The following is a 14,411-nucleotide window of genomic DNA, read 5'->3' as shown; positions in this document are numbered from 1 at the left end:
CGGTCCGAGTGGCGTCAGTCCGCCGCCGTCTCCTCGTCCGCCTCGAGGAACCACAGCACGGTCTCCCCGTGGACGCTGGTCTCGAAACGGCGCAGCCCCTCCGGCCAGACGGGCTCCTCGGTGCGGGCAGCGCGTTCCACCGCGATCACGCCCCCGGGTCCCAGCCGCCCCACGAGCAGTGAGAGCAGGCGCGTGAGCTCGGCGTTCTCCAGGGGGTAGGGCGGGTCCGCAAGTACGAGGTCCCAGCGGTGGAACGGGGCCCGCCCCAGGTACCCGGCCACGCCGGAGTGGACGGTGGTGAGCTTCGTCTCCGGGCACGACGCCGCCAGCAGCGCCGCGTTCTCCCGGCACACCTTCGCGGCCGTGGCCGCCTTCTCCACGAGCGTCACGACGGCGGCGCCCCGACTGGCCGCCTCCAGGCCGAGCGCGCCCGAGCCCGCGAAGAGGTCCAGCACGCGCGCGTCCTGGCACATGCCCCACGCGTCCAGACGCCCGAACAGGGACTCCTTGACCCGGTCCGTGGTGGGCCGGGTGGCGGAGCCCGGGACGGACTTCAGCCGCAGCCCCCCGGCCCGTCCGGCAATGATCCGTGTCATCCTCGCTCCAGAAATGCTTGTCGGTCCTCGTCCAGCACCCGCTCGATGCTCGCCCGCAGCACCGGGTGGGCCGAGAGCTCGGGATCCTCCCGGACCACGTCCTCCGCGGCTGCACGGGCCCGCGCCACGAGCTCCTCGTCCCGCAGCACACCCACCCAGCGCAGCCCTGAGCGTCCACCGGACTGGGAGGCCCCCAGGATGTCGCCCTCCTTGCGCAGCCGCAGGTCCGCCTCCGCGAGCTCGAAGCCGTCCGTGGTGGCGGCCACCGCGTCCAGCCGGGCGCGCGCCGGGTGCTCCGGGGGCAGCCGGGTCACCAGCAGACAGGTGCTCGCGTGCTCGCCACGCCCGATCCGGCCCCGCAACTGGTGCAGCTGCGAGATGCCGAAGCGCTCGGGGTCCACCACCACCATGAGCGTGGCGTTGGGGACGTCCACGCCCACCTCCACCACGGTAGTGGAGACCAGCACGTCGATCTCCCCGGTGTCGAACGCGGCCATGGTGTCCGCCTTGGTCTGCGTGTCCTGGCGTCCGTGCAGCAGGGACACCCGGGCACCTCGCAGCTCGGGGCGCGCGGCCACGAGCTCGTGCAACCACGTGACGGTGGCGGGTTCCGGCTCGTCCTGCTGGGCCTCCAGGGAGGCGCGCAGCGAGGTGAAGGGCGGCAGGGCGGCGTCGTCGCCGATCTTGGGGGCCACCACGTAGACCTGGCGGCCCTGCGCCACGTGCTCCGCGGCGAGCGCCCACACGCGGTTCTCCCACGCGGGGCCGTGCTCCGCGAGGCCCACGACGAACGTGTCGATGGGACGCCGTCCGCCCGGCAGCTCGCGCAGGGTGCTCACGTCCAGGTCCCCGAACACGGTCATCGCCACGGTGCGCGGAATGGGGGTGGCGGTCATCACGAGGGTGTGCGGCACCTGCCCGGCCTTGTCCCGCAGGGCGTCGCGCTGCTCCACGCCGAAGCGGTGCTGCTCGTCCACCACGGCCAGGCCCAGCTCCGCGAACTGCACCGTCTCCTGGATCAGGGCATGGGTGCCCACCACGATCCCCGCCGCACCGCTCGCAATGTCCAGCAGCGCACGACGCCGCGCGGCCGCGGACATGCTGCCCGTGAGCAGGGTGACCCCGGTGGCCCGGGGGTCACCGCCGAGCTGCCCCGGAGCGGCGAGGGGACCCAGCAGGGCGGTGATCTTCTCGTGGTGCTGCGTGGCGAGCACCTCCGTGGGCGCGAGCATCGCTGCCTGGGCGCCGCTGTCCACCACCTGGAGCATGGCCCGCAGCGCCACCACGGTCTTCCCGGAGCCCACGTCCCCCTGCAGCAGGCGGTTCATGGGCGAGGTGCCCGAGAGCTCCGCGGCGATCTGCTCACCTACGTCCCGCTGCCCGGCCGTGAGCTCGAACGGCAGGAGCTCGTCGAAGCGTGCGAGCAGGCCGTCGGCCCGGAGCGGGCGTGGGTCCACGGGGTGCGTGGAGTGCTCGGCCCGGCGACGCATCAGCTCGCTCTGCAGGACGAACGCCTCCTGGAACCGGAACCGGCGGCGAGCGGCCTCGCACGCCTCCACCGTCTCCGGGCGGTGCAGGTCCCGGTACGCCTGGCCCAGCGGCGGCAGACGCTCCGCGGCGAGCAGCTCGGGGGCCAGCGGGTCATCCAGGGAGTCCAGGTCCGCCGTGAGCAGCAGCTGATGGACCACCTTGGCGATGCGAGGTGTGGTGAGCTTGCCGGCCTCCGGGTAGACCGGGATGGGGAGCAGCTCACCGGACTCGGACGTGCTGCCGGCGACGGACTCGGGGGTCTCCACGGGCGCGTAGTCCGCGCCGGTCATCGCGAGCTCACCGCGGTAGAGCCCCGGCTTGCCGGTGAACAGGGCGAGCGATCCCACGGGCAGGTCCTTCTGGGCGGAGTACGCGTTGAAGAACGTGATCTTCAGCTGCGCGCCGGAGTCGTCGGTCACCACCACGTCCGTGAGGCTGCGCCGCGGGTCGCTGCGCATCCGCCGTGTGCTGGAGGACTCCACCCGGGCGACGAACGAGGTGCGCTCCCCCGCCACGAGGTCCGTGAGCGCCTGGATCCTGCCCCGCCGGATGTAGCGCCGCGGGGCGTGGTCCAGCAGCTGGCCCACCGTGGTGATCCCCAGCTCCTTGCCCAGCAGCGCCACCGTGGAGTGCGGCGAGGTGCCGGGGACGTAGCGTGTGAGGGGCTGGTCCAGCAGGCCCGCGAAGGCGGTGACGAGCACCGTCTCCTCCCCCTCGGTCACCGGGGCTCCGCCGCGAGTGTGGTCACCGTCACGTTGCGGGCCTTGCCGCGGGCGCGCATGAGGTCCAGGGCGGTGCCCGGGTCCGTGACGTGCACGTGGACGCGCCACGTGTAGCCCTCCTCGTGCTCGCCCACCGCGCTCACGATCACGCTGCTGCCGGCGTCGTCCAGCTCGTGGCGCAGCTCTGCGGCGTCCAGTGCGGAGAGGTCCATGGTGCCCATGACCTCGTAGCCTTCCTGGAGCTCGTCCGCGCTCTGGCCCACCGGGTGCGTGTGGTGGCGGATCACGTCCGGCACGGGGTCCACGAAGTTCTCGGAACCTCCCAGCTCGGCGCGCAGGGCCGTGAGGAGCACGAGCATTCCCAGGGCCCCGGAGTCCACCGTGCCCCGCTCGGCGAGCACGGGCAGCTGGCCCACGGTGTCGATCACGGCACGGGTGCACGCGGCGAGCACCAGGTCCAGCCAGTCCACCAGCTGCTGGTTGGAGCCCTCCGCCGCGGTCTCCGGAACGGGGGTCTCGCCCGCGGCCTGCAGCACCGAGATCAGGGTCCCGGGCACGGGGTCGGTGAGCGCGGAGGAGCAGCGGACCTGCGCCGCCGTGAACGCGTCCTTGAGCTGGGCGGCGGTGAGCCGCACGCTGCCCTGAACGGCGCCGCCCATGGCCGTAAGCGCGACCGCGGCGAGCACACCGGAGTTGCCGCGGGCCTGCTCGAGCGCGGCCTGGCCGGCGTAGGTGAGCAGCTCGCCCACGTCCTTGCCCTCGATCAGGTCGGCGGCCTCCGCGGCGTAGCCCACGGTCACGCTCAGGTTCGCCCCGGTGTCCGCATCCGCCACGGGGAAGACGTTGAGGTTGTCGAGCACGTCCGCGTGCTCGCACAGGCCCCGGTGGGCGGCGTGCAGCCACGCGCGGACTTCGGTGGTGGAGGAGCCGGGCTTATGGCTCAAAGTGATCCCATCCTTCGACGACGTCGCGGCCGAACCACTGCTGGGAGGTGCGCCCGCCGATGGTCACGGCGGGCCCCACGGGGTCCCGCCGGGAGCTCTCCCCGGGGTTCGCCCCACTGCCCGGGACCACTGTCCCGGGGGCCGCGGGCGCACATGAGCCTATCGCACGGACCCCGGGAGGCAGCCGGGAATCCACAGGCAGGACCGCCAGCAGACCGTGGTCCTCACCGCCCGTGAGCACCCACTGCCACGGGTCCCCTCCCACTGCCTCACCCGCGGGGGCGAGGCTGTTCACGTGGGGCTCCAGGGCACGGGGTTCCAGGTCGATGTGCAGGCCACTGGCGCGTGCGATCCGCCCGGCGTCCCGCAGCAGCCCGTCGGAGACGTCCATCATGGCCAGTGCCCCCGCCCGGGCGAGCGCCGGACCGGTCGTCACGGGCGGGCGGGGCCGCAGCTGGGCCGATTCCAGGGCGTCCCGCAGCTGCGCCGGGACGGCGTCCCACGCGCCGGGGACGGGGCACTGCAGGGCCTCCAGCCCGGCGGCCGCGTGCCCCAGCACCCCCGCGTGCACGAGCACCCCGCCCGCCGGGGCACCGCTGCGCAGCACGGGAGCCGTCACGCAGCGGCCCGTGACGGTCGCGGTGACGGACAGCTCCTCCCCCCTGCCGAGGTCGCCTCCCACCAGGGCGCACTCCGTGGCCCCGAGCTCCTCGAACGCCCGTGAGAGCCCCTCCGCGAAGTCCGTCACCCACTGCACGGGCGTGTTTCCGGGGAGGGTGAGGGACACGACGACGGCCGTGGGCACCGCTCCCGTCCCCGCGACGTCCGCGAGGTTCTGGGCGGCGCACTTGCGGCCCAGGTCCGCCCCCGTGGTGCGGCGGCCGCTGGGCCACATGGTGAGGAAGTCCTGTCCGAGGGTCAGGGTGTCCGTGGTGAGCACCACGCTTCCTCCCGGGGCCGCGACCACAGCGCAGTCGTCCCCCGGCCCCACCAGGACGTGCGGGCCCTCGGTGGTGGCCACGGGGAGGAAGGCGTCCAGCAGCTGCCCCTCGCCGAGCTGGGACACCGTGGGCCCCTCCGGGGCAGCGTGCTCATGCGTCATACCAGCACCCTAGCCACCCGCTCCGACCCCCCGCAGTGACCCTCCTCCCAGGCGGGTTCGCCTATCCTGGATGCCATGACCTTCCCGCCCAGCACCCCGCTCGAGACGTCTGCGCAGCCCCCGGTGACAGGCTCCGGGACGGGTGGCCACGGCGCGGTGGGACCCCGTGCGGCGCGGGCGGCCCGCGGTGGCGGCCGGGCGACGTCGTCCCCCGGACCACGACGCCGCCTGGCCGCGGGCGCCGCGGCGCTCTCGGGCGTGCTCGCCCTCACCGGCTGCGGTTCCACCGTCACCGTGGAGGGCGCACCCCACGCGACCGACCCGGCGTGCGCGTCCGTCATGCTCGCCATGCCCGCCGACGTGAGCGATCTCGAGCAGCGGGAGACCTCGAGCCAGGGCACCACCGCGTACGGGGACCCGTCCGCCATGATCGTGCGCTGCGGCGTGGAGCCCCCCGGGCCCACCACGAACCCCTGCACCTCCGTGAACGGGGTGGACTGGCTGATCTCCGAGGTGCCGGACGAGAAGAACCAGTGGCGCGCCGTGACATACGGCCGCTCCCCCGCCACGGAGGTCCTCTTCGACGGGGACCGCGTCCCGTCCAGCACCGCGCTCGTGGACGCGGGCTCGGCCGTGCAGAACGTGCCGCAGACGGGCAAGTGCCAGTCGGTCAAGGACACGCTGGAGCAGCAGGGTCAGTCCTGAGCACCCACCCGCACCTGCACGCGCGCCCACGAGTTGTTGGCGTAGCCCTTGGGGTTCCACAGCGCGCCCGCTGACTCCGGCTGGCACGCCCCCGTGGTGTCCCACGCGCGGGCCAGCAACGTGCGGCGCCCGGGGGTGCCGAGCTCGAGCGAGGCCTGCCAGTGCCGCCAGGCCCAGGCAGAGGCGGCCTCCGCCAGGTCGGCCTGCACCCAGGTGGCTCCGCCGTCGCCGCTCACGTCCACGCGGGCGACGCCGCGGTCCTCCCCCGCGTGCGCGTAGCCGCGCACGCGCACGGGCCCCGGGGAGACCCGCTCACCGGGTTCGGGCGTGAGGATGTCACAGTTCAGGGCCACGGGTCCGAGGGAGATCCCGTCCCCCGGCCCGGCGGAGTCCGGATCCGTCTCCGGCGGCAGGAGCCGGTAGGACGTGGCCTGGAACCAGTTCGCGGATGGGTCCGTGCGCACCGTGATGCGCTCGACCCACTTGACGCTGCGCGCCCCGATCCAGCCGGGGACCACCACTCGCACGGGGCCGCCGTGCACCCGCGGCAGGGGGTCACCGTCCATGGCCCACGCGAGCAGCACCTCGTCCGCGAGCGCCTTCCCGAGGGGCACCGAGCCACCGTAGCGCTGGGGCGGGTCCGCGAGGTCGGAGACGTCGGGGGCCTCGAACTCCACGTGCGCCGCGCCGTCGCGCAGCCCCGCCGAGCGGAGCACGTCCCCGAGCCGGGCGCCGGTCCAGCGCGCGGTGGAGGTGGCTCCGGGGCCCCAGGGGTCCTCACCCGGAATGTCCTCCACGGGGAGGAAGCCGCTGCGCCGGTTGCCCGCGCACTGCAGGGTGGCCACCACCTCGTGGTGCGCGAAGTTCTCCGTCAGCTCGGCCAGCGTGAGGCGGGCCGGGGACTCCACGAGTCCGCCCACCGCCAAGGACCAGGTGCGCTCGTCCACGTCCGGGACGGGGCCGTGGTTGCGCACGTAGAAGGACGCCGCCCCGGTGATCGGTGCGAGCAGGCCTTCCCGCGAGGTCTCGGCGTTGTAGGGGTCGCGCTCGTGCACGATCATCCCGGTCTTGTGCCACATGGCGTTCCTCCCGGTGCGGGTCCCCGCCTCGGGGCGGCTGCGCGTCAGCGTAGACCCACGGGCCGTTCCAGCGCCAGGGTGATCAGCTCGTCGATCAGCGCGCTGTACTCGATGCCCGAGGCCGCCCACATGCGGGGGTACATGGAGATGGGAGTGAACCCGGGCATCGTGTTGATCTCGTTGATGACCACGCGCTCGTCATGGGTCACGAAGAAGTCGCAGCGGGAGAGGCCCTCGCCATCCACGGCGTGGAAGGCCCGCACGGCCTCGCGGCGCAGCGTGTCGACGACCTCCTCCGGCAGCCGCGCCGGGCAGGAGAGCGTGGCGCCGTCGTTCTCCACGTACTTGGCCTCGAAGTCGTAGAGCGCGTGGCCGTGGACCTCGATCTCCCCGGGAAGTGAGGCCCGGGCCTCGTCCGTGCCGTGCCCGCCGAGCACCGCGCACTCGATCTCGCGGCCCTCGATCTCGGCCTCCACCACGAGCTTGAGGTCGTGCTCGCGCGCGCTGGCGATGGCGGCGTCCAGCTGCGAGGGGTCGTCCACGCGGGTGATGCCGAAGGACGAGCCGGCGCGCGCGGGCTTGACGAACACCGGGAACCCCAGCTCGGCCACGCGCTCCCGCACGCCCTGCGGGTCGGTGCGCCACGTCCGGTCGTGCACCACCGTGTAGGGGCCCACCTCCAGCCCCGCGGCCTCGAACGCGAGCTTCATGAAGTGCTTGTCCATCCCGATCGCGGACGCGGCCACACCGCACCCCACGTAGGGCAGGTCCGCGAGCTCCAGCAGACCCTGCAGGGTGCCGTCCTCCCCGAACGGACCGTGGAGCAGGGGGAAGACCGCGTCCACGTGGCGCCCACGGGACAGCGGAGCCCCGTTCTCGGCGGTGTCGTGGATGAGCAGTCGGCTGTCCCCGGTCTGCAGCGGGAGGCTCACGCGGTGCGTTCCCACGGGCAGCTGCGCCATCGGGTGCTCGTCCAGCAGGGCCTCGAGCTCTTCCTGGGAGCACAGGAACCACGCGCCGTCCGTGGAGATGCCCACGCTCACCACGTCCCACCGCTCCCGGTCGATCGCGCGCAGCACGGACCGGGCGGTGATGAGCGAGATGGAGTGCTCGGAGGATCGCCCGCCGAAGACCACGGCGACGCAGGGTTTGCTGCCCTCGGCCGTGGCCTCCGGGTTCTCGTGGCTGGTGCTCATGCGCTGTTCCCTTCGGATCTCAGGTCGCGGCCCAGCAGCCGGGGGGCCAGCTCCTGGACGGGGATGTCGTTGCGCAGCACGCCCACCACGGCTTCCGTGATGGGCATGTCCACGCCGTGGCGGCGGGCCAGCTCCAGCACCGCCGGCGCGGACTTGATGCCCTCGGCGGTCTGGGTCATGGCGTCCTGCACCTGGGCGAGCGTGAGCCCGGACCCCAGGAGCCTGCCGGCCGTGTGGTTGCGGGAGAGGGAGGACGAGCACGTGGCCACGAGGTCCCCCATGCCGGAGAGCCCGGAGAGCGTGGACGTGCGGCCGCCCAGGGCGGTGGCCAGCCGCGTGGTCTCCGCGAGCCCGCGAGTCATCACGGAGGCCCTGGAGTTGTCCCCGTACCCGCGCCCGTCGCAGATGCCCACGCACAGGGCGATCACGTTCTTCACGAGCCCGCCGATCTCCGTGCCCACCACGTCCGTGTTGGTGTAGGGGCGGAAGTAGGGCGCCGCGCAGCAGCGGGCCACCCACGCGGCGGTCTCGTGCTCGGGGGCGGCCACCACCGACGCCGTGGGCTCCTCCCGGGCGATCTCCATGGCCAGGTTCGGCCCGGAGAGCACGCACGTGCGCCGTGCCCACTCCTCGGCCGTCGCTTCCGTGCACTGCCCGAGAACCTCCGCGACCACCTGCGTCATGCGCAGACCCGTCCCCGTCTCCAGCCCCTTGGCCAGGGACAGCACCACGGCGGCCGGTTCGAGGAAGGGTGCAGCCACCACGAGCTGCTCCCGCAGGGACTGGGCGGGAATCGCGGTCACCACGAGCTCGGCACCGCGCAGTGCACTCTCCAGGTCGCTCGAGAACTCCAGGGCCCCCGGAAGCTCCACTCCCGGCAGGTAGCGTTCGTTGCGGCCCTCCCTGGTCAGCGCGGCCATGGACTCGGGGGTGCGCCCCCACAGGCACACGGTGCGCTGCGCGCCCGCGTCCGCGGCGGCGTCGGCCAGGACCTTGGCGAAGGCGGTCCCCCAGGACCCCGCGCCGAGGACCGTGATCCGGCGCGGCTCCTCGCGCGGCGCGCTCACGGGGCCACGCTCCCGCCGGCCGAGCTGGGTTCGTCGCCGGGGTCGGTCTCGCCCGGTGCGCGGGCGGCGTCGTCCTCGGACGCCGCACCCGCCGTTGCCGCCGCTGCGCCGCCGGACGACGACGCCGCGCGGTCGGCGCGCGGGTCCATCAGGTCCCGGGGGGCGGGCTCGCCGCGCAGCTCACCGAGCAGCTCGGCCACGGCCGCCATGATGACGGTGGTGGCGTGCGCCAGCTCGTTCGCGGTGGGGTGGCCGGGGTGCGCCAGCCCGCCCGGGACGAGGTCCTCGGCGTGCAGGGGCGTCCCCACGACGCCGTGCACGCGCTTGGGCGGGAACGGGTGCGCGGTGCGGTGGCCCTCGGGGTCGCGGTAGAGGATCTCCTGGTCCCCCCAGTGCGCCACGGGCACCACCGGGACGCCCGCCTGCAGCGCGAGCCGCGCGGCGCCGGTGCGTCCGCGCATGGGCCACATGCGCGGGTCCCGGGTGATCGTGCCCTCGGGGTAGACGATGATGGCACCGCCACTGTCCAGCTCCGTGAACGCGGCGTCCAGCGAGTCCTTGGCGCGCGAGGTGCCGCGGTACACCGGCACCTGCCCGATCCGGGACAGCAGCCTGCCCACCACGGGAATCCGGAACAGGGACTCCTTGGCCAGGAAACGCGGCATGATCCCCGCCCTGTAGACCGCGTGGGCCACCACGATGGGATCCAGCTCCGTGAGGTGGTTGGCGGCCACCACGAACCCGCCCGCGGCCGGGAAGTTCTCCGTGCCCCGCCAGTGCGGGACCGCCAGGGAGCGGTAGACGGGGACGATCCCGGCCGCGAGGACCCGGAACGTGGATCGCTGGGATGTTCTGCTCATGCGGGCTTCCACTCCTCCAGGAACGGGGCACGACGGTGCGGGGCGCTGCGCCCCTGGTGACGGCAGGGACTCTCGCCCCCGCGGAGGTCGGCGGCCGCGCTCACCGCTCGTCGATGTCGAAGGTGGCGCCCAGGCCGCTCAGCTTGTCCGTGAAGTGCTCGTAGCCGCGCTTGATCAGCTCCACCCCTGTCACGTGGGAGACGCCCTCCGCGGACAGCGCCGCGATCAGGTGGGAGAAGCCACCCCGGAGGTCCGGGATGTGGATGTCAGTTGCCTGCAGGGGCGTGGGACCGGAGATCACCGCGGAGTGCAGGAAGTTGCGCTGCCCGAAGCGGCACGGTACCGAGCCCAGGCACTCGCGGTGCACCTGGATGACCGCGCCCATGCGGTTCAGTGCCCGGGTGAAGCCGAAGCGGTTCTCGTACACGGTCTCGTGCACGATCGACACGCCCTTGGCCTGGGTCAGCACCACCACCAGCGGCTGCTGCCAGTCGGTCATGAACCCGGGGTGCACGTCCGTCTCCACGATGAGCGGGTTCAGGTCACCGCCCGGGTGGTAGAAGCGGATGCCGTCCTCGCGGATGTCCAGCCCGCCGCCCACCTTCCGGAAGGTGTTGAGGAAGGTCATCATGTCCGCCTGCTTGGCGCCGGCCACGAAGATGTCCCCGCCGGTGGCCAGGGCCGCGGAGCCCCAGGATGCGGCCTCCATGCGGTCCGGCAGCGCGCTGTGCACGTAGCCCTTGAGCTCGGGGACACCCTCGATGCGGATCACACGGTCCGTCTGCACGGTGATGAGCGCGCCCATCTTCTGCAGGATCGCGATCAGGTCCATGATCTCGGGCTCGGTGGCCGCACCCCGGAGCTCGGTGTGGCCCTCGGCGCGGGTGGCGGTGAGCAGCACCTGCTCGGTGGCACCCACGGACGGGTAGGGCAGGTCGATCTTGGCACCCTGCAGTCCGTGCGGGGCGCTCATGCGGATCCCGGACTCGAGCTTCTCCACCTTGGCGCCGAAGTTGCGCAGCACTTCCAGGTGGTAGTTGATGGGCCGGTCCCCGATCCGGCAGCCGCCGAGGTCCGGGATGAAGGCCTCGCCCAGGGCGTGCAGCAGCGGGCCGCACAGCAGGATGGGGATCCGGGAGTCCCCGGCGTGCGCGTCGATGTCCGCGTGACGGGCCCGCGTCACGTTGGTGGGATCGAGCGTGAGGCGGCCCAGGGCGTCGTCGCGCGTGACGTCCACACCGTGCAGGGACAGGAGGCTCGTGACCACCTTGACGTCCTTGATCTCCGGCACGTTGCCCAGCCTGGAGGGGGTGGAGCCGAGCAGGGCGGCGACCATGGCCTTGGGGACGAGGTTCTTGGCGCCGCGAACCGTCACCTGACCCGACAGCGGAACTCCGCCGGTGATGCGCAAAGAAGTCATGACCTACCGATCTGGGGGAAGCGATCTCCCGTGGGCGGAATGCGCACGGGACCTCAGCATTCTACCGGCCCCGAGCGCTTCACGGTCCAGTCGCCGCTCAGGTTCTGGCCGGGAGCGTGGTGGGCTTGAACCCCGGGCGGCGCTGCTCGTACGCCTCGACGTCCTCCTCGTGCTGCAGCGTGAGACCGATGTCGTCCAGGCCCTCCATGAGGCGCCACCGCGTGTAGTCGTCGATCTGGAAGGGCACGGTCACCGCGCCGCACGACACGGTGCGGGACTCGAGGTCCACGGTGAGCTCCACGCCGGGCTGCTCCGCCATGAGCTTCCACAGCAGCTCCACGTCCGACTGCTCCACCTGCGCGGCCAGCAGCCCCTGCTTGCCCGCGTTGCCCCGGAAGATGTCCCCGAACCGGGAGGAGATCACGGCCGTGAACCCGTAGTCCCGCAGAGCCCACACGGCGTGCTCCCGGGAGGAGCCCGTGCCGAAGTCCGAGCCGGCCACCAGCACGGAGGCGTTGCGGTAGGGCTCGCGGTTGAGCACGAACTCGGGGTCCTTGCGCCAGCCCGCGAACAGGGCGTCGTCGAAACCGGTCTTGGTGATGCGCTTGAGGTACACGGCCGGGATGATCTGGTCCGTGTCCACGTTCGAGTGCTTCAGTGGGGCGCCCACTCCGGTGTGGGTGGCGAACTTCTCCATGGTGCTGTCCTTCTCTGCTGCGTCGGTTTCGGGGCGGCGGGCCAGCTACGGGCCGTGCGGCCCCTCGTGCGGGTGGGGCTGCCCCTCGTGCGGGTGGCGCGGGCGCTCAGCCCACGGGTTCGAGGTCGGAGGGAGCACTGAGGGTGCCCCGCACGGCCGTGGCCGCGGCCACCACCGGTGACACCAGGTGGGTGCGTCCGCCCTTGCCCTGGCGGCCCTCGAAGTTCCGGTTGGAGGTGGAGGCGCAGCGCTCCCCCGGGGCCAGCTGGTCCGGGTTCATGCCCAGGCACATCGAGCAGCCCGCGAACCGCCAGTCCGCCCCGAAGTCCGTGAACACGCGGTCAAGGCCCTCGGCCTCGGCCTGCAGCCGGACCTTCGCGGAGCCCGGGACCACCATCATCCGCACGTTCTCGGCCTTGGAGCGGCCCCGGAGGATCTCGGCGGCGGCCCGCAGGTCCTCGATGCGGGAGTTGGTGCACGAGCCCAGGAACACGATGTCCACGGGGATCTGCTTCATGGGCGTCCCGGCTTCCAGACCCATGTACTGCAGGGCGCGGCGGGCGGCGTCCTGGGCGTCCTCCCCCTCGGCCTCCTCCGGGTCCGGGACGGCACGGGACAGCGGCACGCCCTGACCCGGGTTCGTGCCCCACGTGACGAACGGCTCCAGCTCGTCCGCGTCGATGACCACCTCGCGGTCGAACTCGGCGCCCTCGTCCGTGTGCAGGGTGCGCCAGTAGGCCACGGCGGCGTCCCAGTCCTCGCCCTGCGGCGCGTGCGGGCGGCCCTGCACGTAGTCCAGCGTGGTCTGGTCCGGCGCGATCATTCCCGCCCGGGCCCCGGCCTCGATGGACATGTTGCACATGGTCATCCGCGCCTCCATGGACAGCGAGCGGATGGCCGAGCCGCGGTACTCGAGGACGTATCCCTGCCCGCCGCCCGTGCCGATCCTGGCGATCACGGCCAGGATGATGTCCTTGGACGTCACGCCCGGCTTGAGGGTGCCCTCCACGGTGATGGCCATGGTCTTGAACGGGGCCAGCGGCAGGGTCTGGGTGGCCATCACGTGCTCCACCTCGGACGTGCCGATCCCGAACGCGAGCGCCCCGAACGCACCGTGAGTGGAGGTGTGGGAGTCGCCGCACACCACCGTCATCCCCGGCTGCGTCAGCCCGAGCTGGGGGCCAACCACGTGCACGATGCCCTGCTCGGCATCCCCGAGGGAGTGCAGCCGCACGCCGAACTCCTCGCAGTTGCGGCGCAGCGTCTCGATCTGCTTGCGGGAGGTCTCGTCCGCGATGGTCGAGAAGATGTTCTCGGTGGGGGTGTTGTGGTCCTCGGTGGCGATCGTGAGGTCCGTCCGGCGCAGTCCGCGCCCGGCCAGGCGCAGCCCCTCGAACGCCTGGGGGCTCGTGACCTCGTGGAGCAGGTGGAGGTCGATGTAGAGCAGATCGGGCTGCCCGGGTCCGCCGCGGCGGACCAGGTGGTCGTCCCACACCTTCTCCGCCAGGGTCCGCGGTGCGGTGGTGTCCGTGGTGGTGGTCATCTCGTCTCTCCTGCTCGTGCGTCGGTGCCCGGGGACGGGCACGGGAAGCGCTGTGCGGTCCATGCTCTCCACTGCCCCTCGCCAGTTCCACTCCGCGGACTTGCTTCTCGCATTGTGAGACGGCAGTATCAGAGCATGGACACGACGAACGCGATGGATCCCACCGGCGTGCCCCTGGGCTCGTCCCTGGGCGGACACGGCACGGGCGCACGGCTGCGCGAGGAGTCCACCCACTCCCCCTCCGGCGTGGGTGTCGTGGACAAGGCCGCGCTGATTCTGGACGCCCTCGAGGCCGGCCCGGCCAGCCTGGCGGACCTCGTGGAGGCCACGGGTCTCGCGCGTCCCACCGCGCACCGCCTGGCGGTCGCACTCGCGCACCACCGGTTCGTGGGCCGGGACGTCCAGGGCCGGTTCGTCCTGGGCTCACGCCTCGTGGAGCTCGCCTCCGCCGCGGGTGAGGACCGCCTGATATCCGCCGCCGCCCCCGTGCTGCTGCAGCTGCGGGACAGCACGGGCGAGTCCTCCCAGGTCTTCCGCCGGCAGGGCGAGTGGCGGGTGTGCGTGGCCTCCGCCGAACGCCCCATCGGGCTGCGTGACACCATCCCGGTGGGCACCCAGCTCTCCATGAAGGCCGGGTCCGCGGCCCAGGTCCTCGTGGCGTGGGAGGACCACGCTCGCCTCATCGAGGGTCTGCAGCACGCACGGTTCTCCGCCACCACGCTCGCCGGCGTCCGACGACGCGGCTGGGCCCAGTCCATCGGCGAGCGCGAGTCCGGCATCGCGTCCGTCTCGGCACCCGTGCGCGGCCCGTCCGGGCGCGTGATCGCGGCGGTCTCCATCTCGGGCCCCATCGAGCGGCTGTCCAAGCAGCCCGGTCAGAAGCACGCTGACGTGGTGGTCCAGGCGGCGCGCCAGCTCACGGAGGCCGTGCGGGTCAGCGCGGCCTGACA

The 14,411-nt window shown here is 72.9% G+C and carries 13 protein-coding genes; 2 read left to right on the top strand and 11 right to left on the bottom strand.

Features of this window, described 5'->3' with window-relative positions; translation table 11 throughout:
- Positions 1–14 precede the first annotated feature (14 nt).
- Genes rsmD through thiL form a run of 4 tightly spaced genes read right to left on the bottom strand, consistent with a single transcriptional unit; the run spans position 15 to position 4,894 of the window.
- Positions 15–596 (bottom strand): 16S rRNA (guanine(966)-N(2))-methyltransferase RsmD, encoded by a 582-nt coding sequence (gene rsmD / locus EAE32_RS06135; protein WP_121864468.1) that lies wholly within the window; start codon positions 594–596, stop codon positions 15–17.
- Entirely contained in the window at positions 593–2,848 is a 2,256-nt protein-coding gene (locus tag EAE32_RS06130; RefSeq protein WP_243635602.1) for an ATP-dependent DNA helicase RecG, read from the bottom strand. Before EAE32_RS06130 ends, rsmD begins: the two co-directional genes overlap by 4 nt.
- A complete protein-coding gene (locus tag EAE32_RS06125) occupies positions 2,845–3,792 on the bottom strand; it encodes a DAK2 domain-containing protein (RefSeq protein WP_121864467.1) in 948 nt (315 codons plus the stop codon). The genes EAE32_RS06130 and EAE32_RS06125 overlap by 4 nt, the downstream gene beginning before the upstream one ends.
- On the bottom strand, positions 3,782–4,894 hold the full coding sequence (gene thiL, locus EAE32_RS06120) for a thiamine-phosphate kinase (RefSeq protein WP_121864466.1): 1,113 nt from the start codon (positions 4,892–4,894) through the stop codon (positions 3,782–3,784). Before thiL ends, EAE32_RS06125 begins: the two co-directional genes overlap by 11 nt.
- A 75-nt stretch (positions 4,895–4,969) precedes the next feature.
- Here thiL and EAE32_RS06115 point away from each other — a divergent pair, with 75 nt between their 5' ends.
- Positions 4,970–5,599, top strand: a complete 630-nt coding sequence (locus EAE32_RS06115) for a DUF3515 family protein (protein WP_121864465.1) — start codon at positions 4,970–4,972, stop codon at positions 5,597–5,599.
- On the opposite strand, the gene EAE32_RS06110 is transcribed toward EAE32_RS06115, so the two are convergent.
- The 7 genes from EAE32_RS06110 to leuC form a co-directional block, all read right to left on the bottom strand.
- Positions 5,590–6,678, bottom strand: a complete 1,089-nt coding sequence (locus tag EAE32_RS06110; RefSeq protein ID WP_121846288.1) for a sulfite oxidase — start codon at positions 6,676–6,678, stop codon at positions 5,590–5,592. The two genes, EAE32_RS06115 and EAE32_RS06110, sit on opposite strands and share 10 nt — an antisense overlap.
- A 44-nt stretch (positions 6,679–6,722) precedes the next feature.
- Positions 6,723–7,874 carry a D-alanine--D-alanine ligase family protein gene (locus tag EAE32_RS06105; protein ID WP_121864464.1) on the bottom strand — a complete coding sequence of 384 codons (1,152 nt, stop codon included), beginning with the start codon at positions 7,872–7,874 and terminating at the stop codon, positions 6,723–6,725.
- A complete protein-coding gene (locus tag EAE32_RS06100) occupies positions 7,871–8,941 on the bottom strand; it encodes an NAD(P)H-dependent glycerol-3-phosphate dehydrogenase (RefSeq protein WP_121846290.1) in 1,071 nt (356 codons plus the stop codon). Before EAE32_RS06100 ends, EAE32_RS06105 begins: the two co-directional genes overlap by 4 nt.
- Positions 8,938–9,801, bottom strand: coding sequence for a lysophospholipid acyltransferase family protein (locus tag EAE32_RS06095; RefSeq protein ID WP_121864463.1), 864 nt, complete (start codon positions 9,799–9,801; stop codon positions 8,938–8,940). Before EAE32_RS06095 ends, EAE32_RS06100 begins: the two co-directional genes overlap by 4 nt.
- 100 nt (positions 9,802–9,901) lie before the next feature.
- Positions 9,902–11,221 (bottom strand): UDP-N-acetylglucosamine 1-carboxyvinyltransferase, encoded by a 1,320-nt coding sequence (murA, locus tag EAE32_RS06090; protein ID WP_121864462.1) that lies wholly within the window; start codon positions 11,219–11,221, stop codon positions 9,902–9,904.
- Positions 11,222–11,318: 97 nt separating this feature from the next.
- The gene (leuD, locus tag EAE32_RS06085; RefSeq protein WP_121846293.1) at positions 11,319–11,918 is read right to left on the bottom strand and encodes a 3-isopropylmalate dehydratase small subunit; all 600 of its coding nucleotides are present in this window, start codon (positions 11,916–11,918) and stop codon (positions 11,319–11,321) included.
- A gap of 106 nt (positions 11,919–12,024) precedes the next feature.
- A complete protein-coding gene (gene leuC, locus EAE32_RS06080; RefSeq protein ID WP_121846294.1) occupies positions 12,025–13,461 on the bottom strand; it encodes a 3-isopropylmalate dehydratase large subunit in 1,437 nt (478 codons plus the stop codon).
- 135 nt (positions 13,462–13,596) lie between these two features.
- Between leuC and EAE32_RS06075 the strand changes: the two genes are divergently transcribed.
- Complete coding sequence (locus EAE32_RS06075; RefSeq protein ID WP_121846295.1) at positions 13,597–14,409, top strand: IclR family transcriptional regulator; 813 nt, start codon at positions 13,597–13,599, stop codon at positions 14,407–14,409.
- Positions 14,410–14,411 lie beyond the last annotated feature (2 nt).

This window comes from Kocuria tytonicola (assembly GCF_003687175.1).
Classification (GTDB): domain Bacteria; phylum Actinomycetota; class Actinomycetes; order Actinomycetales; family Micrococcaceae; genus Kocuria; species Kocuria tytonicola.
Note: the sequence above shows the minus strand (reverse complement) of the source record. Positions and strands in the feature narration are given on the sequence as shown.